Annotated in this window: 20 protein-coding genes; 13 read left to right on the forward strand and 7 right to left on the reverse strand. The window is 62.9% G+C overall.

The annotated features are described in order from the left end of the window. The first annotated feature begins 10 nt into the window (after window positions 1-10). The 4 genes from DK926_RS13540 (at window position 11) to DK926_RS13555 (ending at window position 1,744) form a co-directional block, all read left to right on the forward strand. Window positions 11-352 carry a plastocyanin/azurin family copper-binding protein gene (locus DK926_RS13540; RefSeq protein WP_114330831.1) on the forward strand — a complete coding sequence of 114 codons (342 nt, stop codon included), beginning with the start codon at window positions 11-13 and terminating at the stop codon, window positions 350-352. Continuing rightward, a complete protein-coding gene (locus DK926_RS13545) occupies window positions 349-657 on the forward strand; it encodes a biphenyl 2,3-dioxygenase (RefSeq protein ID WP_114330832.1) in 309 nt (102 codons plus the stop codon). The genes DK926_RS13540 and DK926_RS13545 overlap by 4 nt, the downstream gene beginning before the upstream one ends. A 27-nt stretch (window positions 658-684) precedes the next feature. Then, window positions 685-1,518: a methylamine utilization protein gene (locus tag DK926_RS13550; RefSeq protein WP_114330833.1), complete on the forward strand. Its 834-nt coding sequence runs from the start codon at window positions 685-687 to the stop codon at window positions 1,516-1,518. 112 nt (window positions 1,519-1,630) lie between these two features. Further along, the gene (locus DK926_RS13555) at window positions 1,631-1,744 is read left to right on the forward strand and encodes a response regulator transcription factor (protein WP_114330834.1); all 114 of its coding nucleotides are present in this window, start codon (window positions 1,631-1,633) and stop codon (window positions 1,742-1,744) included. A gap of 8 nt (window positions 1,745-1,752) precedes the next feature. On the opposite strand, the gene DK926_RS13560 is transcribed toward DK926_RS13555, so the two are convergent. Beyond that, the gene (locus tag DK926_RS13560; protein WP_114330835.1) at window positions 1,753-2,169 is read right to left on the reverse strand and encodes an EVE domain-containing protein; all 417 of its coding nucleotides are present in this window, start codon (window positions 2,167-2,169) and stop codon (window positions 1,753-1,755) included. 32 nt (window positions 2,170-2,201) lie between these two features. Here DK926_RS13560 and DK926_RS13565 point away from each other — a divergent pair, with 32 nt between their 5' ends. From DK926_RS13565 to DK926_RS13600, 8 genes are all read left to right on the forward strand, one after another. Next, window positions 2,202-2,828, forward strand: a complete 627-nt coding sequence (locus tag DK926_RS13565) for a hypothetical protein (protein ID WP_125833407.1) — start codon at window positions 2,202-2,204, stop codon at window positions 2,826-2,828. A gap of 92 nt (window positions 2,829-2,920) precedes the next feature. Next, window positions 2,921-3,175, forward strand: a complete 255-nt coding sequence (locus DK926_RS13570) for a BatC protein (protein ID WP_114330837.1) — start codon at window positions 2,921-2,923, stop codon at window positions 3,173-3,175. Window positions 3,176-3,180: 5 nt separating this feature from the next. Then, window positions 3,181-4,431, forward strand: coding sequence for a cupin domain-containing protein (locus tag DK926_RS13575; protein ID WP_114330873.1), 1,251 nt, complete (start codon window positions 3,181-3,183; stop codon window positions 4,429-4,431). Continuing rightward, a complete protein-coding gene (locus tag DK926_RS13580) occupies window positions 4,428-5,300 on the forward strand; it encodes a sucrase ferredoxin (protein ID WP_114330838.1) in 873 nt (290 codons plus the stop codon). Before DK926_RS13575 ends, DK926_RS13580 begins: the two co-directional genes overlap by 4 nt. Window positions 5,301-5,322: 22 nt before the next feature. Beyond that, window positions 5,323-6,447: a YbfB/YjiJ family MFS transporter gene (locus DK926_RS13585; RefSeq protein ID WP_114330874.1), complete on the forward strand. Its 1,125-nt coding sequence runs from the start codon at window positions 5,323-5,325 to the stop codon at window positions 6,445-6,447. A gap of 9 nt (window positions 6,448-6,456) precedes the next feature. Beyond that, a complete protein-coding gene (locus DK926_RS13590; protein ID WP_114330839.1) occupies window positions 6,457-6,870 on the forward strand; it encodes a CoA-binding protein in 414 nt (137 codons plus the stop codon). Window positions 6,871-6,909: 39 nt separating this feature from the next. Continuing rightward, window positions 6,910-7,593: a tellurium resistance protein gene (locus DK926_RS13595; RefSeq protein ID WP_114330840.1), complete on the forward strand. Its 684-nt coding sequence runs from the start codon at window positions 6,910-6,912 to the stop codon at window positions 7,591-7,593. Between the two features lie 98 nt (window positions 7,594-7,691). After that, the gene (locus tag DK926_RS13600; RefSeq protein WP_114330841.1) at window positions 7,692-8,687 is read left to right on the forward strand and encodes an MBL fold metallo-hydrolase; all 996 of its coding nucleotides are present in this window, start codon (window positions 7,692-7,694) and stop codon (window positions 8,685-8,687) included. On the opposite strand, the gene DK926_RS13605 is transcribed toward DK926_RS13600, so the two are convergent. The 6 genes from DK926_RS13605 to DK926_RS13630 form a co-directional block, all read right to left on the reverse strand. Continuing rightward, on the reverse strand, window positions 8,645-9,727 hold the full coding sequence (locus tag DK926_RS13605; protein ID WP_114330875.1) for a DNA polymerase IV: 1,083 nt from the start codon (window positions 9,725-9,727) through the stop codon (window positions 8,645-8,647). The genes DK926_RS13600 and DK926_RS13605 overlap by 43 nt on opposite strands. A 79-nt stretch (window positions 9,728-9,806) precedes the next feature. Then, window positions 9,807-10,304: a hypothetical protein gene (locus tag DK926_RS13610; protein ID WP_114330842.1), complete on the reverse strand. Its 498-nt coding sequence runs from the start codon at window positions 10,302-10,304 to the stop codon at window positions 9,807-9,809. Further along, window positions 10,301-11,155, reverse strand: a complete 855-nt coding sequence (locus tag DK926_RS13615; RefSeq protein ID WP_114330843.1) for a ParA family protein — start codon at window positions 11,153-11,155, stop codon at window positions 10,301-10,303. The genes DK926_RS13610 and DK926_RS13615 overlap by 4 nt, the downstream gene beginning before the upstream one ends. A 30-nt stretch (window positions 11,156-11,185) precedes the next feature. Continuing rightward, window positions 11,186-14,104: a Z1 domain-containing protein gene (locus DK926_RS13620; protein ID WP_114330844.1), complete on the reverse strand. Its 2,919-nt coding sequence runs from the start codon at window positions 14,102-14,104 to the stop codon at window positions 11,186-11,188. Continuing rightward, window positions 14,101-15,579, reverse strand: coding sequence for an ATP-binding protein (locus tag DK926_RS13625; RefSeq protein WP_114330845.1), 1,479 nt, complete (start codon window positions 15,577-15,579; stop codon window positions 14,101-14,103). Before DK926_RS13625 ends, DK926_RS13620 begins: the two co-directional genes overlap by 4 nt. Beyond that, on the reverse strand, window positions 15,572-17,620 hold the full coding sequence (locus DK926_RS13630) for a hypothetical protein (RefSeq protein WP_114330846.1): 2,049 nt from the start codon (window positions 17,618-17,620) through the stop codon (window positions 15,572-15,574). Before DK926_RS13630 ends, DK926_RS13625 begins: the two co-directional genes overlap by 8 nt. 151 nt (window positions 17,621-17,771) lie before the next feature. Between DK926_RS13630 and DK926_RS13635 the strand changes: the two genes are divergently transcribed. Further along, window positions 17,772-18,440: an SIMPL domain-containing protein gene (locus DK926_RS13635; protein WP_114330847.1), complete on the forward strand. Its 669-nt coding sequence runs from the start codon at window positions 17,772-17,774 to the stop codon at window positions 18,438-18,440. Window positions 18,441-18,541: the final 101 nt, after the last annotated feature.

Raw genomic sequence — 18,541 nt, forward strand, 5'->3', positions numbered from 1 at the left:
GAGGTAACCCATGAAGAAGCTCCTGATACTCGTCGTCGCCCTCGCGGCACTGCTCGGCCTGACTGCCTGCGGCAGCGGCGATTCCGGCAGCGACACCCCCGCAGCGACGGTGCGAGTCGAGAACATGAGCTACAGCCCTGCGTCGGTGACGATCGAGAAGGGCGAGACCGTCGAGTGGATCTTCGACGACAACGGTCTTCCACACGACGTCGTCGAATCCGGTGACGAGCTGTTCAAGAGCGAGCTGCTCACGGAAGGCTCGTTCACCTACACCTTCGAGGAGGCAGGCACATTCGACTACCACTGCACGCCCCATCCGATGATGTTGGGCACCGTCGTCGTCGAGGAGTGAGAGTTGTTGCTGCAGCGTCGATTCTACTGTTCGCGACCGGCTGCTCTTCGGAACCGGACATCGACGCGACAGTGCTGATCAGCAATATCCGCTTCGCCCCTCGGGAGGTGAGCATTCCCGTCGGCGGCACCGTCGAGTGGATCTTCGACGACGGCGGCCTCCTCCACGAAGTGCACTCCGACGGCGTATTCGACAGTGGTGTCAACGGCGACAGCACTTTTCGGTTCACGTTCGACACGCCAGGTGACGTGGAGTACCAATGCTCGATTCACCCGTACATGTCCGGGATCGTTCACGTCGGTTGACGTGACCCCATTCGGAAAGGTAACTCGATGACCACAACGATCGATCACTCTGCGCTGCAACAGGATATGCCACAGATACGACCGTCCCTGCAGAACGCGGTCGGGCTCGGATCCCGAACGGTGCTCGTGGCAGGCGCAGCGGCCGTCGGCGCTGGGGTTGCACTTGCTCTGTCCCCCAGCACGACGTCGGGGCTCGTCGGAGCGGTCGTCGTCGCGGGTGCCGTCACATCGCTGGCTGCCAACTGGTCCACGTGCGGAATGTCCGTCGCGGGCGTCGTCGTAGCCCCGAAACAACCGGGCCGCAAGGGCTCTTCGACCCCTGTGCGCCGATTGGGCTGGCACGTACTCGGTTCCGTGGCCACAGGCTCGGTGACCGGCGCAGCGATCGGACTGCTGGGCGGATTCGCACTGGAAGCAGTCCCGGCGGCAGCGATGCTGGGCGTGTGGGCAGTTCTGTCCCTCGCGTACGGACTCCACGAACTCGGCCTCGTGTCGATGCCGACGCCGATGCGTCGGCAGCAGTTGCCCCGGCACCTACGTCGGAGTATGGAGCCGTGGAAGGTGTCGCTGTTGTTCGGCGCGATCATCGGACCAGGGTTCCTGATCTACATCCGGTCCAGCGCGTACTACCTGATGGCGTTGGGCGTGGCAGCTGTCGGATCACCCGCGTTGGGTGCTGCGCTGTTCGTTCTCGTGTCACTCGGTCGATGCATGCCGAGCGCGCTGGCGATCGTGCATACCCGTCGCGGCGGATCGATGCCCGGATTCCTGTCGCTGATGTGTGTCCTCGACCGCCGTGTGCAGGCGGTGACGGGCGCAGTTCTCATCGGTCTTGCGGTGTTCGCGGGACTGAGTATCTGACCCCCTCGTGGATGGCAATGTAGGCGGTCTCGAGCGTTCGTCGGGACAAACAGCACACGTGCGCGGCAATGTATACCTTCATACATTCCCGCGCACGTGGCGCTTACAGCCAATGGTCACACCACCCGACAGCAAGACGCACATCAACGGCTTCTTCACCAAGCTGGGTGTCTCCAACCGCGTGAAGACAGCACTCGATGCTTTCCGCGCCGGGTGGGTGACGTGAGCCGGGCGTCAGATCGGCAGCAGCGGTTCCAGAAGTGCGAACTGTTCCCGGTCCACCCACGACGGGTTGGATTGCTGCGGTGAGCGAAACACCTCGAGACCGGCCAGACCCGGCACGTTCCTGATCGTCGACGCGAGGAGGGGCTCGGGGAAGAGATCGATGTCGGTGGCAATCTTCCACCGAGGCCCAGGAACCGCGGTGCCGGTCACGACGCCGGCGCCCCAGAATCCGCGTCGAGGATGTGCACTCACCCAGAACAGCACTCGCTGACCGGCACTCATCAGCCGCGTCCGATAGTTCGAGGCGACACACCAGTTCTCGTTGGCTCTGCCGGCGGCGATCATCGGCCCGAGGTCCGTCGTGTTCGGGTTGCACTTGACTACCCAGGCGCCCAACGACTCGGGCGTCACCGTTCGTGTCGTCACCGTTGCCAGCGTAGGACGCTACCGTGGGCAGCATGATCTGGTACGTCTCCTACGGCTCTAATCTGCTGGCAGAGCGGTTTCGGACCTATCTGACCGGGTCGGCCGCTGATGGCGAGTTCGGCTTCCATCCCCCTGCTCCGTCGCCGGCGCCGCCCGCGGACGACCGCTGGCTGTGGATCGACCACGCCCTGTATTTCGCCGGGGTGTCTCAGCGGTGGACGGGTTCGGCCGCGTTCGTGTCCACCGAGCGCGGCGACGTGCGGTCTGTTGCCCACGGATACCTCGTCGAGCACGACCAGTTCGCACACTTGCTCGCCGTCGAGAACGTCGTCGACGACATCCACGTCGTGGAGCCCACCGAGATCGAGGTCGGAGCCGTCGGACTCCTCGACATCGACCGGCGCGGCCAGGCTTTCCGGGGTAAATACGACGCCGTCCTCCGCCTTCCCGATATCGACGGCATCCCGGCGGTGACCGTCACCAGTTCGACGGTCCGTGAACGCGGGACACCCGCCGACCGTTACGTGCAGACGATCGGACGAGGTGTAGCCGCGTCCCCGTTCGATGTCGATGCCGACACCTATGTCGCCGACGCGATCGCCCGGTCGTCGACGATCACCCTCCCCGAGGAATCGGACGAAAGCCGTCTTCCCAGGTGATCGAGTTTGAAAGTGTGATCGACCGTCAATCCTCGGTCGGAGCGCGGCAGGCCCGCGCCTGAAAAGAAGGTACGTCGACCGAAAGGCATCCGATGAGCATCAACGACGACGACATCACGACGAGCGGCTCGGGCGGCGAAGGACCTGCCGACGGCGGCTCGAACCCCAGCGGCCACGACGGCGGCGCCGACGGCACGGCAGGACCGGGCGAAGGCCCCGCTGACGGCGGCTCGAACCCCAGCGGCCACGACGGCGGCGCCGACGGCACGGCAGGACCGGGCGAAGGCCCCGCCGACGGCGGCTCGAACCCCAGCGGCCACGACGGCGGTGCGGACGGCACGGCTTGAGCCACATAGCTGACGACCAGCGCGGATCGGGCAACCGGTCCGCGCTGGGCCGTCTGATCTCCGTCGAAGAACGAGTTTTCGCCGACGACTACTGGGGCCGACAGCCCCTCCTGTCGCGCGCCTTCGAGCTTGCCGGATCGTTCGACGACCTGATGACGCCTGCGGCAGTCGACGAGCTCGTCTCGCATCGCGGTGTCCGCACCCCGTTCGCGCGCATGGCCAAGGACGGGTCGCTGCTGGACAGATCGCAGTTCACGTCGTCCGGCGGATTCGGCGCCGAAATGACCGATCAACTGGACTCCGCCGCCATCCTGTCCGCGTTCGCCGACGGGCACACACTGGTCCTCCAGGGTTTGCACCGCCTGTGGCCGCCGCTGATCGACTTCGTCCGCGATCTGGTCGACGACGTCGGGCACCCGACGCAGGTCAACTCGTACATCACGCCTGCGTCGTCGAAGGGGTTCTCTCCGCACTACGACGTGCACGACGTGTTCGTGCTGCAGATCAGTGGCGAGAAGCGCTGGATCCTGCACCCTCCCGTGTACACACATCCGCTGTCGAATCAGCCGTGGTCGGACCGCACGTCGGCGGTCGAGGAACGTGCACGCGACACTCCCGCGATGGACACCGTGCTTCGGCCCGGCGACGTCCTGTACCTTCCTCGTGGTTGGATTCACTCCGCGGAAGCATTGGGCGACACGACGATTCACTTGACCATCGGGGTCGCGTCGCTCAATCGATACGACGTCGCGCACCAGTTGTTCGGCGCGCTCCAGGACGAGGCCGCTCTGCGTGCGCCCCTTCCCGCAGGCATCGATCCGACCGACACCGACGCCGTGCTCCCCCACGTGGATCGAGTCATCGACGACGTCGCTCACGTGCTGCAGCAGCTCAGGACCGACGAGTCTGCACGTCGGCGCATCGCCGAACGCCTCGGCAGGCGCTTCTCCGACATCACACGACCCGAGCCGGTGAATCCACTGCGCACCGTCGACTTCATGAACGACCTGGGCGCGGAGAGCGTCGTGATGTGGAGGCAGGGACTCGACCCGGCGATCACGCAGGGCGGCGGCAAGATTCACCTCGGACTACGCGGTAAGACCGTGTCCCTTCCCGATGAATGCGCCGACGCGATACACCAGCTGCGGTCTCGAAAGCCCTGCCGCGTAGGCGAACTCGTCGGACTCGACCTCGGCAGCGCGATCGTCGTGGCCCGACGCCTCCTTCGGGAAGGCGTACTGGTACCGGCGTCGTGACGTGCAGTGAGGCCGCGCGTTCGCGTGGGGATTCTCTGGCGGGAACCGCATCCGCGGGTCGGCGCTGGTTTCTGCTCGAAATCGACGGCGCGTGGGGACATTCGGCGTTCGTGAATTCCGACCGCGTTCTCGCACCCGCGCTCGGTTTCGGTATCGCGCGGCACGTGGAGGCCGCCGGTATGCGCAGCCTGGCAATTCGACGCCCCGGCCGTCACCGCGGTGAGGGTCGGTGGCGCTGGGCCGTCGTCGATGCTCGCGTCGGCACGGAAAGCATTCGCTGGGGTGAGGTCGAGCGTCCCGAGGACGTTCTGGAACTCGACGTCGACGATCCTGCCGGGACGCTGTCGACCGACCCCATCGTCGCGGTATGCACTCACGGCCGTCACGACCAATGCTGCGCGGTGCGCGGGCGCCGAGTTCTGCCTGCGCTCATGACCGCGCACAGCGAGATCACCTGGGAATGCTCGCACCTCGGCGGCGATCGGTTCGCCGGCACAATGGTGGTCTTTCCCGAAGGTCTGTACTACGGGAACGTCGACGACGCGGATGCAGAACAAATCGTCCGTCTGCACGGCGAGGGAATGGTGGATCCCCGTTTTTTCCGTGGACGCTGCTCGCTGTCAGCCGTCGCACAGGCGGCGCAACACCACGCACGAGTTACGCTGTCCGACAACCGAATCGACACCCTTCATCCGGTTTCCGAACGACAGGACGGGTCGGCATGGACCGTCGTTCTCGATCACGACGGCCGGCATGTCGAAGTGCGGCTAGAGCAGGGCCTGTCCGACCCCATCACCACGACGTGCAGAGCCACGCAGGCAGGCCCGGTTCGTAGGTTCGACGTCATCTCCATGTCACCGATTGGGTAGCGTGCGCCGAGTGGATCAACCGATGACCGGCCGACGCGTCTCACTCTCCGCCGCCTCAGGACTCGCGGCCGCGATGGGCGTCGGCAGGTTCGTGTTCACACCGATTCTGCCGATCATGGTCGACTCGGCCGGCGTCAGCCCGAGCAGCGGCGCGGTCATCGCCACCGCGAACTACGCGGGCTACCTCCTGGGCGCAGTCGTGCTGTCGATTCGGCCGGGCGTCAACACCACCGCGGCGTTCAGAGCTTGGGCAGTCGTGCTCGTCGTCAGCGAGCTCGCGATGGCTGCCGTGGACAGCACCGCATTGTTCTCGTTCCTCCGCTTGCTCGCCGGTATGGCCAGTGCGGCAATTTTTCTCGGATGCGCCAGCACCGTCGCACATCATGCCAAGGCGTCGCCCGGTGTAACGTTCGGCGGGGTAGGCACCGGCATCGCGGCGTCGGGAATTCTCACACTCGTTGCAGCGCCGCACCTTTGGTGGCAAGGACTGTGGCTCTGCTCGGCAGCGTTGACGGCTATTCTGATTGCGCCCGCGCTCGCCCTCCGCATCCACGCCGAATCCCGTTCGGGCGGTGGCGAAAACCCGTTGTCGACACGTGATCGCACCATCTGGCGGGTCCTGCTGGCCACGTACTTCCTCGAAGGCCTCGGTTACATCATCGTCGGCACATTCCTCGTTGCAGCGGTCGGCGGTCACGGAAATTCGTCGGTCGGCCCTGCAGTCTGGATCGTGGTCGGCCTGGCCGCGGTGCCCGCAACCGTCCTGTGGCACGCCGTCGCTCGTCGCATCACGACGAAACGCGCACTGGTGGCTGCATTCTCGTTGCAGACGATCTCCGCGCTGCTCCCAGCGCTGACCTCGAACTCCGCCGTCGCCGTCGTCTCGGCCGTCCTGTTCGGCGGCACGTTCATGGGCATCACGCTGCTGACTCTCACGACCGCCGCCCGCCTGCCCATCGGCCGCACGGCCGCCGCCCTGACCACGGTCTACGGTGTCGGCCAAGTCCTCGGGCCGCTGGTCGTCGCACGGGCAATCGGAGACTCGTACACCGTCGCGTTCATCGTCGCCGCGGTCGTTCTCGCTCTCGGCACGATCGGCGCCGCTGCGGTCGCGCGACTGCAGACCGATGTCCGTGCCGAGGTGTAACTTGCGGTCATGACTACCTCGTGGCAAGACCCGAAAGCAGTCGACCTCATGCTCGACGACCTCGAGACGTGGGCAGTGGTCGGTCTGTCCGGCGATCCGAGCAAAACCGCGTACTCCATTGCCGAATTGTTGCAGCAACGCGGCAAACGAATCGTTCCGATTCACCCCGACGCACCGACCGTGCTCGGCGAACAGGGCTTCGCGACGCTGGCCGACGTCCCCTTCCCGATCGATGTCGTCGACGTGTTCCGACGATCCGAGGCGGCAGGCCAGTTCGCCGACGAGGCGGTAGCGGTGGGCGCTAGGGGCGTGTGGTTTCAGCTCGGCGTCGTCGACGAGGCAGCGTTCGAACGCACGACCGCCGCTGGGGTTGCGATGGTCATGGACACCTGCCCGGCCATCGAATGGCGGCGCAGACCGTAGCCTGAACCACACGAAACGGACATCTTCGAAAGGTTTCCCATGGCGATCGACAACACCCGCAGACCGTCCGATTCCGGTGCGTCCGGCGTCAACCTCGGCAAGGTCACGCTGTCCAAGGCTGCGCCCACGGTCAGCCTGGCCAAGAAGGGCGAGTCCCAGGGCACCATGCGCGTGAACCTGAACTGGTCGAGCGGGGCGCCAGCGCAGCCGACGAAGCAGGGCTTCTTCGCCAAGCTCGCCGCGGCCGCGAGCGCACCGAGCGCAGTCGATCTCGACCTGGGCTGTCTGTACGAGCTGGCCGACGGGTCGAAAGGCGTCGTTCAGGCCCTCGGCAACAGCTTCGGCTCGGTCCAGGGTCACCCGTTCATCGCTCTCGACGGCGACGACCGATCCGGCAACGTCGCGGGTGGCGAGAACATGCACGTCAACCTGGCGAACCCCGCCCTCTTCAAACGAATACTGATCTTCGCAATGATCTACGAGGGCGCTCCCCACTGGGCTGCCGTCGACGGTGTCGTCACGTTGTTCCCCACCAGCGGACCGCAGGTCGAAGTGCGACTGGATTCAGCCAGCAATGCCGCCCGCATCTGCGCAATCGCACTTCTGCAGAACTCGGGGCAGGGTTTCACCGTCACCCGTGAGGTCAAGTACATCGACGGCGGCCAGGCCGAGCTCGACAAGGCATACGGCTGGGGAATGCGCTGGACGGCGGGGCGTAAATAGAGGTCCGACCACACCCGGTTGCGTGATCGCGTTCACCGAAGGTCACTATGGAGGTACAGAGGATCGGTTACGTGAACTAAGCAACAGGGTGGGTGCACATGAGCGACGCGGCAGCAATCGGAGACGGCATCTACCGAATTCCGGTGCCCATCACCGACAACCCCCTCGGCCACACACTCGTGTACGCGATGGAGTCACCGAACGGCTTGATCCTCGTCGACGCCGGTTGGGACGACGACAACGCCTGGCACGGCCTCACGTCGGGTTTAGAGGCCATCGGCCACTCGGTGACCGACGTGGAAGGCGTCGTCCTGACGCATTTCCACCCCGACCACATCGGGCTGTGCGGCCGGGTGCGCGAGGCGTCGGGCGCGTGGATCGCGATGCACGAGGCGGACCATGCACAGTTCAAGGGCATGGTCGAACCACGCGACAACGACTGGCTCGAGGCCGAGAAGCAGAACATGATCGCGGCGGGCGCGTCGACGGCTGACCTCGCCGCGTGGCAGAACGTCGCACCCGAGCCGCCGACGGGTCCCGAATCCGCGCCCGATCGAGTACTGGTGGACGGCGAAGCGATCGCACTCGCCGGCCGTGAGCTGCGTGCTGTCTACACCCCCGGCCATACCCCGGGACATGTCTGTTTTCACCTTCCCCAATCCGATGTCATGTTCACCGGCGATCATGTTCTGCAGAAGACCACCCCACACGTCGGGAACTTCGTGTACCCACTCGAGGAACGCGACGCGTTGGCCGAATTCATGGACTCGCTACGACGGGTGCAGACGATGAACATCACTCGCGGCCTCGGCGCTCACGGACTTGCGATCGACGACGTCGCCGGTCGTGCAGGCGAATTGATCGAACATCACGAGGAACGACTCGACCATCTGCACGACGCGTTCGGCGACGATCGAATCTCCGTCTGGCAGGTCGCCGAACGGATGCAGTGGTACAAGCCGTGGGCCGACATCTCACCGATGGGAAAGGTGATGGCGCTGTCCGAGGCGGCTGCACACCTGCGACACTTGGTGGCGCGCAACCTGGTTCGTCAAGTACCGGAGACATCGCCTTCGTTGTTCGCGAGAGTCTGATCGACCGGGGTCATCTCCAGTCGGACACCCATCAGGCGCACTTGTCGAGTGTGATCGAAGCGGTCGACAAGGGCGGCGGCGGCGTCGGAGATAACCGCCGGGTCGAACGTCGGTTCTCTCAATGCGGCTGTGGTGGTGTGAGTTTCGAACGGCACGTATCGGACCTTCAGCGTGACACGTACGGCCATGCGGTCGGCCGCCATGATGTCCTCGCGTACTCGCAGAGCCAGCGTCCGCACCTCCTCGGTGACGGCTGACCAGTCGTCGAGATCCTGCTGAAACGTCGTCTCGCGACTGTGTGACCGCGGAATCCACGGTTCCGCGGACACCGGTGACAGGTCGACGCCCCGGCCTTTGGTGCCGATCCACGGCCCCGTCTTCGGACCGAACGCCGCAGCGAGCACGCCGTCGTCGGCCGCTGCCAGCTCGGCGACCGTCGTGATGCCGAGTGTCGCAAGTTTTTTCGCGGTTTTCTTACCTATCCCCCAGAGCGCGTCCGTGCCGCGTTCCCCCATGACTTCGAACCAGTTGTCCTGCGTCAACGTGTAGATGCCTTGCGGTTTTCCGAAGTCCGTGGCGATCTTCGCCCGGAGCTTGTTGTCGCCGATGCCTACCGAGCAGTGCAGGGCCGTCGCCTCGAACACCTCGTCGTGCACTCGTCGCGCGAACGCGATCGGATCATCGGTCTCGACGCCGAGAAACGCCTCGTCCCAACCCATCACCTCGACGACCACGCCCAGCCCTCGCAGCGTCTCCATCACCACGTTCGACGCGGCCGTGTACGCCTCACCGTCGACCGGAAGAAAAATTGCGTCCGGCAACTTCTTCGCAGCCACACGTAGCGGCATCCCGGAGCCGACGCCGAACGCACGGGCCTCGTACGACGCCGTCGACACCACGCCGCGTTCCGTCGGATCTCCCCTGCCGCCCACGACGACCGGTTTACCTGCGAGCTCAGGATTGCGTAATACCTCGACCGCGGCGATGAACTGATCCAGATCGACATGCAGCACCCACCGTCGGCGCGGGGTGGCGGTCATGAGGACATTCTGCGTCATGGGTGCGCCGAGATCGAGGTTATGACGCCCAATCAGGTGATTCGGCGACATAACCTCGATGTCAGCGGAAGACGCTGCCTTTGTTGGCCAACGCCTTGACGCGGTCGACCGTCCACTCGACGAGGACTTCTGCCTTGCGCTTGCGGCCCGTCTCCCGCCGAGTGTCGATCTCCTGCTCGGCGATGATGTCTCGAAGCTGGTCGACCGTCAGCTCGTTGAGCTTCGTAGTGAGGTGCTCTTCGCCTTCGTCGCGCAGTACGACGAAGGGATCGAACACGCCAGGCTCTCGAGCGGGCTTCTTCGCAGGCGCTGCCCGTCTTCTGGCGGGAGCCTTCGTCTCGGCGACCTTCGCGACGGGGCCATCCTCGCTGGGTGCAACAGCGAACGCGGTCGCCAGAGCCTTGGCGAATCGGGGTGTTCGAGCTGCCTCCTCTGCAACCACGTGAAACAACTTCGTCAGCAGCGATGCCGCCGTTGCGTCAGCACTGTTCAGCTTCATCAATGCACCGCTCAGTTCCTGAACCTGGACGCGCTGCTGTGCGTCGTCGGTGATACTCATAGCTTGGCTTCCGCTTCCGTCAGAATGTGCTTGGTTATCTCACGCAGCTGGTCGAATTGACCGGCGTTGCCGTATTTGGTTTTCAGGGTTGCGTATGGCTCGAACTGAGCCGAGGCGGCAATCGCGTTCGATTCGGCCAGGTAAACGGGAAGTACGTTCTGGATATTGGGGTCACGCCGCAGATTCCGAATCGTGGTCCGGTGGATCGCCGAGTTGGACTTGTATTTGGTGATCACCAGGCCCAGTTCCACGATATTCCTACCGAGCTCGTCGCCGAACTTCTCGATGCGATTCTGAATCTGTGGAATTCCGTAGGTGGACAGAACATCTGGGATGGTTGGAATGATGTACCCGTCGGCCATCGCAAGACCGTTCAGAGTGATGGGGCCGACGTTGGGCGGGCAATCGATCAGGATGTAGTCGTAGTAGGCCTTCACCGGTTCGATCGCCTCCGCGAGGATGTCGACGGCACTGGTCTCGGACCCATCATTGACGCGAAGTGCACTGACCCGCTCCTGAAGTTCAATCAAGTCCAACGATGACGGCAACAGGTCCACTCCGGTCACCTTCTTCACCGGTGACACCGACTGCTGGATGCTGGCCTGCACATCGAAATTCGACGTTCCTTCGACAGCGTCCCGGAACAACGTCGCCAGTGTCAGGCCCTTGTTGTTCAGGTCGAACCAGTCGACCTCACTGATCATCATGGTGGTCAGGTTGATCTGCGAGTCCAAGTCGATGAGCAACACCTTGCGCCCGAACTCCGCCGACATGAACTCGGCGACGCCTGACGTGATGGTCGTCTTGCCGACGCCGCCCTTCAGGCTGATCGTCGCAATTACCTTGGCCATAGAGCACCGTTCCTGTTCATAGCATTCTTCTCACTTTGCATCGACGATCGCACCTGCGCCCGACTTCTTGACCCGAAATCCGATGCGCGGAGTTGGCTCCGAGGCATAGGGCAAGGCATACGAGAACAGGGTCGCGAAATCCATTGGGTTGACCGGACCCGTCTGAGCCTTCTTATAGTGCCGCGATCGAATTTTTGGGTCGTTGGCGAACAGTAAGATCAGTCCGCCGCGGGTTGGCCGATACAGTTTCGCCGCCGCAGGCCCTCCATCCTTTGCGGGGCTTCCGGCAATGTGTTCGATGACCTGGCGCTCACGCACCGCCGTCCCGGAAAAGCCTGTTCGGTACTCACGATCTTGGCGCTTGCGGTTCACGATCGGGAGCTTTTCGTGCCAGCCGACGACTTCCAGGGCGGGCCTTGTTCGTGGGTGAGGTAGGAGAATAACGAAGTCCTCCAAGGTGTTCGCGTCGATCTTGTCGCGCATCGCAGCGACGTGTGGCTCGAAATCCCAGTTCGGGTCCCATACGAACTGCTCGATCACGTCCAAGACCACGTCGGCCTCGATGACGCCGTAACGAGCTTCGAAATTTCCTCGCACACCGCTGCTCTGCGTGACCTCGAACGTGTCGGTTTGCGCCAGACACTCCAACAGCGGAGCGATCGCACCGAAGTGCCGAACGTTGTTGGAGCCGTCTCCACGGGGCGGTTGCATGGTGAAGCTGAAAGCTTGCCCACCAACACCGCGGTAAGCCAACTCGGCGTTGTACATCTTGTTCGCAGCGGCGGGTTTCAACCAGGGCTGGGACTGAAACACCATCGGCGGAACGTCCATCGGTGTCACCATCGGCTCATCATTGGAGTTCAACTGAGAGAACCGGCGGAGTTCCTTCCGAAATTCCTCCTCGTCCTGCACGATCGTCTCGAACGCCGCGTACATATCGAACGGTTTACCCGCGGGGCCGGCGACGTTTCGGCCGATGAACAGCCGAACCAGGTCGCGGTAACCTTTGCGAAATCCGAACCAGCGCCCCATTTGCATCAGGGTGTCCGCCTGAGGCGTTCGCCGGGTGTAGTAGGTCGTGGTCAATCCTTCGACTGTAAACCCACGGCTGAGCTTGGCTCCACCGACCAGAATTTTCCACACATCTCGCTCCTGAAAGTCGAGCGCATCCTGGGTGTAGTCCTTCTCCGCCTCGCCATTGACCACGATGACGGGGCTCGTACCCTCGGAAATCTTGTCGCGAGCGGCCCCCACGAACTCTTCCAGATCGTCGAAGGATCCGGGGTTGGCGAAACCGTCCTCCGATCGGACTGCTGAAACTTTCGAGAAGTCATCTGCCCACAGCTTTGCAAGGCGATCGAGACCCGACGGCTGGCTGTAACCGGCGGTCTTCCACAGCGTCCTGAACTCTTCCGCCAACGCCGCATGCTCGGCTTGCTTCACGGACTGGTGTACCAACATCGTGTGATGTCCGAACGGTTTTGCGCCCTTCGCTTCGCGGAAAAGCTTGATCGCACCCGAAAGAACAAAGGAATCCAGAGCCTGTAGTTGCTCTTCTTTGCGTCCCTCATCGTCCCACCCCGCGAAAAGATCCCGAACGTACGATGCCTTCTTCGAATTGCATGGTGTTCTCTCGACTCCCGAATAATCTTCGTCGAAGTCGTGAAAGTCGCTGCCTCCCATGTAAGGCCCCGGTCGGTCCAGACTGATAATGAAGTCGCGGGGGAAGATGTTTTCACTGTCGACCGGATCGACGAAGACATTCGCGAACGGTGTTGCGGTGTAACCGACATACTGTGCGCGCTTCAGATGTCGCAGCAACTGAGAAATGCGATCGTTGATCGCGGTGCGCTCGATTCTGTCCTTCGCCCACTTCTCCGGGTTTAAAGTGTTGACCGAAGCCTGGTCTGCCTCGTCGTCGATGATGAGTGCCGGAATCTGGTCGAGTTCGGTTGGAACCCGTTGCAGGTCTTCGACCAACTTCTTCAACACCGTCGAGTTCTTCTTCACGATGGCGATTCGAACGTTGCTGGAGTAGAGGTTGACGGGATGATGCAGCGGCTTGCTGTGGTCGGCAATCTCGTATTGCAGTGCCGAGAGACCTTTTCCAAGCGATTTGAAGTCGTCCGACGCCCCGGTCAGACGTCGGATCGCCGGGGCCTTCGACGACGTGTTCGGGTCGACTTCATGCTCGAGGAACTTTCCATCGATCCAGTCCTGATCCAGCGAATAGTCGCCATCAGCGCCGATGTTCTGCCGACCAATCAGCTCCATGTCCAGCCTGCGCTGCGTCTGGCTGCGAAGCATCTCGATGGTGCCGGTCAGGACGATGATCAACCTGTATCCGGCATCGATTGACTTCGCGATGACACCAGCGAAATTTGCGGTCTTTCCACTCTGGACGTATCCGACGACCAGACCTTTGGACTGGTAAGGCTCCTCACGAGTCGGGTCTGCCAACCGTTGGACGATCTCGCGCGTCATCACGTCCAGTCGGTCGACAGTCGCCGAATCCAATTTCTTGGCAACGACATTGGAGTATGCACGCCAATAGAAGTCGCGCTCTTGGCGTCGCGTCTCCGTGTACCACGGTGCCCACGGCTGGGGTGCAGCGATGACGACAGGACCGCCGATGATGGGATACCGCGCGGTGATCTCGTCGTGTCCCGCTGGAATCCCGAGCCTTTCGTAAGTCCGGACTCGCCGTTCGACGCTGTTCGGAGCTGTGCCATCGGCCCACTCTGCTGCAGAGTCCGAGTCCCACCGAACAAGACTGCTGGCGAACACATTTCGTAGAACCACCGCCGAATCGTCGATCAGCACCGAAACAATGGTCTCGATGTCGACTCCCTGCGGGTGACCGTCGAGATGGCGCGAGTTAACGGGTCCGAGAATTTCGGACGGGCCGAAATCTCCGAATTCGCGCGCAATCGCCTCTTCCAACTTCATGATTCACCCCCTGCCTTCTCGCGATGCGCTGACATCGCCGAGACCAACACGTCCTGCCACGCCTTCATCTGCTCGATCTGCCTTCCACTCAGACGCTGCGCCGTGAACATCTGGTGCACAAGGAGATACAACAGCGCCTTCACAATTGGAGCATCCGTATTGTCTCGGCTGCGCTTCCCGAGCAGTTCGGTGCGGAATCGTGCGTTGATCCACAGCGTTCGGTTCTTCAGATCCACCTCGAAAAATCTGTCACGCTTGAGCACCCGCCACTGCATGGCCACCGGTTCCTGGCCGTCGTCGAAGGTGAAGGCGTCGCTGAAGGAGTCGAGCACGTCCTCGGGAAATCCCGAACTCGGTTGCAGCGCGGTGATCGGTTTCGGAGTTCGGGTTCGCGCGGACTTCGTGGTTGAAACCGCATCCGCGACGACCTGAGCCAGCACCGACCGCAAGGCAGCGGAAACGGTGGCGTCGAGCGTGACGCCCGATTTCTCGGGATTGATCTGGACATGCTGCGTCCATGCATCGTCGAGATCGATCGCAACGCGGGCCGGCCCGTAGTCGGGACGCGCGTGCCATAGCCCGTTCCAACCGCCGACCTGCAGCAGCCGCCGATGACGGTAGAAGTACAAACCCTGACGATCCCGACCCGGCGCACCGAACAACCGGTACTCCGGCTGACTGCTCCGCGCAGGCCAGATATGGCACGTGATACTTGCAGTACCGGAGGGTAACTCGACGGTGGACGTGCGAGGGTAGTCCTGTCTACCGGTGCCCGGATACGCAAACGGGTCTATCGAACGAACTACCCGTGGCGGACCTGCTCTGTTGTAAGCGACGTCGAACACATCGACAGTCATCCTCACCGATCCATCGAGAATCCGGTGGAAGACGACACCGAGGTGACTTCGGACGTCGTCGATGGCTGTCTCCAACCAGCTGACCTGTTCGTCCTCGTCGGCAGACATGAGGAATGTCGTAATTCCGCGCCACTCGACGATCGTGCCCGCGGTGAATGGGAAGCGCGGGTTCGTCGACTCGAAGACTGCCTGCGCTTCAGCACCTTTCACCGTCGACACCATGTGATCCGACGACTCGATCGTACGTCCTACTGCATCGCCACCGGCCGACTTGGACCACACCACAAGCGTATTCGCCTGACTGAGCGACGCTGCCTTCATCCCGACGCCGAAATGTCCGAGATCGCCCGACGCGTACTCGCGCTTGTTGCCGTAGGTCATGGCGGCGTCGATAGCGGCGGCGTCCATGCCCTTGCCATCGTCGATGATCTTCAAGCCGGTAATACGCGTCCCCTCGCGAACGAACCTCACCAGAATGTGCTCGGCGCATGCATCCAGACTGTTGTCGACCAGATCCGCGATCGCTGTCGGCAACGTGTGATGCAAGCCGATCGCCCGGGTAAGCGATGGATCTGCAACCGACTCGCGACTGGAGACCACCTCGACGGATTCACTCATCGACTGAACCGGTATGCATCCAAGCCTCTTCCAGCAATGCCACCACGTGATCCTCACTGCTCGATTCGTAAGCGCTCAACAGCCTTCGCGGTCGGGTTTCCCCGTACAGCCCAATTGCGTCTGCGAGGACACGAATCAGGTGACGCTCCGCGATTCCTGATGGCTGAGGATGTCCGATCGCTGCCAGTGCGCGTCGCAGTGGGTCAGCGTCGGCCGCGAGGGTTTCCGGCCGAACGATAGCGAAGCTGCGATCGGGCGAGAACTCCAGAAGCACTTCGTCGCCGACATGGGCGTCCAATTCGCGCAGGAACCGGCCGATCGTCCCCGAGGTCGGCTGAGCGCCTGTCCAACGGACCATCTGGGTGCCGAGACGGCTCTTCAGTTCGACCGTCTGCCCGCGCTCACACCCGACTGCAGCCGCGACACCAGCAGGCAACGCGAACCCGGACCCACGCAGCTGGTCGGCGGTTACGACGATCCGGTATCTCCAGGACAATCCGATTCGGTAGAGCCGTCGCGTCTGCTCAGGCCTCTTGGTGACTCTGCCCGCACGTCGTCGCACTACCCCTTCGACAGCCTCGAACTGTTCGACATCCGGTTCGATGGGTGTGGGCACCGCCGTCTCCCAACCGATCAAACGCCACAGTCCGTCGGCTCCGAGCAAGGCACGCTCGTCGGCTTCCAGGGCCCGGTGCACAGATGCGGCGGGCTTGCCCGTCCGGCCGCGCTCGGCGAGTTGCGTCGCACTCTGCGGCTCGCCGATCGCTTCCAATGTTCCGACGAGTGTGTCCGCCAATTTCTTGGTGCGAGTCAGCACCGATCCCTCGATCACGGGGATATCGCACCAAGCGAGCCACGAGCGAAGCTCGTCCGGCGGCACTTCCGTCAGACCAGCAAGTTCCTCGAATGCCACGACGCCGTTGGGTGATTCGAGGTCCTCCAAGAGTGACCGAGTTCGTTTCCTCGCTCCGTCGACGTCGGGTGCAGCTGCCCACCCATTCGTGACCTCGAAATAGTCGTCGATACCGTCGAGGACGAGCCACAACGGCACGTCGAGAGTCGGCACTGTCCGACCGATCGTCGGATGCACTGCGATGAGACGCTCCATCGATGCCACTGGCTGGATCTCGATGCGCAGACTTGCCAACAGGTTGCCGACAGCGGTTCCGTAGCCGCAGGCAGCGTTGATCTTCGCCTTCGCCTGCGACTCGACCGCGCTCGCTGCGGGCTTGGACAAATGCAACCGTGTGCTGAGTTCTCCCAGCGAAATCGGTTCGAGCGCGAGCAGTCGGAGGCGAAGAGCCAGTAACTCACGGCTTTCGAGTTGGCTGAGGATGTTCTCGATCTCGTCGACAGGATCTCCCTGTTCGACGTCCGGGAGGTCGAGTGAACTGATCGCGGAAATCCGAGCGGCCAGCTCTTGAATCTGCTCGGGAGATTCGTCCTCGATATCGACCGCCAACAGGGGTCGATCATGTTGACCGCGCAGTCTTCTCCAGGATGCGAGCGCTGCAAGGTCGTCGATCAGCTGAGTTAGCACGGGAGCGTGGTCCGAGCCTTCGTCCTCGACGGGCCCGCGAGCATGTGGTTCGACCAGAATCGAAATCTCGAGCAAGGCGTAGGCGACGTCGCGAACAGTCTGCTCGCTGGTGCCTGGGATGACGAACAAATCTTGCGCTGTGCTCGTCAGCAAGCCCTCGACAGTCTTGTCCTCGGTCAGGCGCCGGACTGTCGTGGATGCACGTGTCTGCAGTCCGAGGAGCGAGATCGGGAGCCCAGCTTCGACTGCGGGAAAACCCTCGGCGAAAGTCAGCGATTTGTGGCCGGAAACGAAGAGCTGGGCAAGCTCAGCAAGAACTTTCTCCAGATCGACATCTTCGGCGGTTGCCAATGGTCCATCGTCGAGCCACCACGCCTCCCCAGGGGCCAACGCTTCGAGCAGAGCCGCACGCTCTGATACATAGTCATCGAGCCAGGGCATGAGCTCGACCCATGGCGTCGCACGAAGGTCGGTGGCGGGCAGCGAGTTCACACCCAACATCTACGCTCTACTCCCCCGTGAATCCACATCGATTGGTCAAAGGTAGTGCACAGACCACCCGGCCGCTTTCCATAGTTTTCTACCGTGCAGGTCGTGGGATCACATTCATTCAGGCAAATGACCGGGTCCTGCCTGTGCAACACTCGATGGCATGGATTCGCATCCACTCGAGATCACGGTCGTCGGGCGAGGGCAGGCGACGTACACGCCCGAGCGCTGCACGGTCTCGCTCGTTGTGAGGACCGACGGCCGTTCCGCGGAAGCGGCTGCCGAACCTGCCCACCGGCTGGTGAAGGAACTGACGGGGCTGATCGATCCGCTGTTCAACGAGACGTCGGGTCCCATCGACACGTGGGCGCTCGATCAGGTGCGCCATTCGCGGAGGCGCCCGTTCAACCAGGACGGTGAGCAGCTTCCCTACGTCTATCAGGCAGTCGCAACGATCGAAGTGCAGTTCAGTCAGATCGACGTCATCGATGCGTTCGTCTACGCCGTGTCGGCGCTCGACGGCGTCGACGTCGGTCGTTTCGACTGGGCTCTGACCGAACAGAGCGCGTTGGAGAAGACCCGCTTCGTCCGCACCCTCGCGGTGCAGGACGCAGTCGAGAAGGCGGAAGTGTATGCGCAGAGCGTCGGACGCACCGCCATCACCGCACGGGCGATCGCCGATCCTGGACTTCTCGGTGTAGCGGCCGCGACCCACTCCGACTACGCACTTGCGTCGCGCGCCTATGTGGGCGGGGCGGACGACGGGTTCGAGTTGAAGCCGCAGGACATCGTCATTCACGCCGAGGTACACGCCCGGTTCTCCGCGAGCTGAGGCCTGCGCGACGGCTCTGCGCCGTTGCGCCGCCGCACGCGTTCGACGCACGACCGACCACGACCATGACGGAACGGCGGCCGTCACGACACCCTTCGACT

The sequence above is a fragment of the Rhodococcus sp. Eu-32 genome (genome assembly GCF_003336925.1).
GTDB lineage: Bacteria > Actinomycetota > Actinomycetes > Mycobacteriales > Mycobacteriaceae > Rhodococcoides > Rhodococcoides kyotonensis_B.

What these genes read in the sequence shown, in the direction of transcription:
- DK926_RS13540 (WP_114330831.1), top strand. Translation starts at nt 11, where the DNA reads ATGAAGAAGCTCCTGATACTCGTCGTCGCCCTCGCGGCACTGCTCGGC.
- DK926_RS13550 (WP_114330833.1), top strand. Translation starts at nt 685, where the DNA reads ATGACCACAACGATCGATCACTCTGCGCTGCAACAGGATATGCCACAG.
- DK926_RS13555 (WP_114330834.1), top strand. Translation starts at nt 1,631, where the DNA reads ATGGTCACACCACCCGACAGCAAGACGCACATCAACGGCTTCTTCACC.
- DK926_RS13565 (WP_125833407.1), top strand. Translation starts at nt 2,202, where the DNA reads ATGATCTGGTACGTCTCCTACGGCTCTAATCTGCTGGCAGAGCGGTTT.
- DK926_RS13570 (WP_114330837.1), top strand. Translation starts at nt 2,921, where the DNA reads ATGAGCATCAACGACGACGACATCACGACGAGCGGCTCGGGCGGCGAA.
- DK926_RS13585 (WP_114330874.1), top strand. Translation starts at nt 5,323, where the DNA reads ATGACCGGCCGACGCGTCTCACTCTCCGCCGCCTCAGGACTCGCGGCC.
- DK926_RS13590 (WP_114330839.1), top strand. Translation starts at nt 6,457, where the DNA reads ATGACTACCTCGTGGCAAGACCCGAAAGCAGTCGACCTCATGCTCGAC.
- DK926_RS13595 (WP_114330840.1), top strand. Translation starts at nt 6,910, where the DNA reads ATGGCGATCGACAACACCCGCAGACCGTCCGATTCCGGTGCGTCCGGC.
- DK926_RS13600 (WP_114330841.1), top strand. Translation starts at nt 7,692, where the DNA reads ATGAGCGACGCGGCAGCAATCGGAGACGGCATCTACCGAATTCCGGTG.
- DK926_RS13605 (WP_114330875.1), bottom strand. Translation starts at nt 9,727, where the DNA reads ATGACCGCCACCCCGCGCCGACGGTGGGTGCTGCATGTCGATCTGGAT.
- DK926_RS13610 (WP_114330842.1), bottom strand. Translation starts at nt 10,304, where the DNA reads ATGAGTATCACCGACGACGCACAGCAGCGCGTCCAGGTTCAGGAACTG.
- DK926_RS13615 (WP_114330843.1), bottom strand. Translation starts at nt 11,155, where the DNA reads ATGGCCAAGGTAATTGCGACGATCAGCCTGAAGGGCGGCGTCGGCAAG.
- DK926_RS13620 (WP_114330844.1), bottom strand. Translation starts at nt 14,104, where the DNA reads ATGAAGTTGGAAGAGGCGATTGCGCGCGAATTCGGAGATTTCGGCCCG.
- DK926_RS13625 (WP_114330845.1), bottom strand. Translation starts at nt 15,579, where the DNA reads ATGAGTGAATCCGTCGAGGTGGTCTCCAGTCGCGAGTCGGTTGCAGAT.
- DK926_RS13630 (WP_114330846.1), bottom strand. Translation starts at nt 17,620, where the DNA reads ATGTTGGGTGTGAACTCGCTGCCCGCCACCGACCTTCGTGCGACGCCA.
- DK926_RS13635 (WP_114330847.1), top strand. Translation starts at nt 17,772, where the DNA reads ATGGATTCGCATCCACTCGAGATCACGGTCGTCGGGCGAGGGCAGGCG.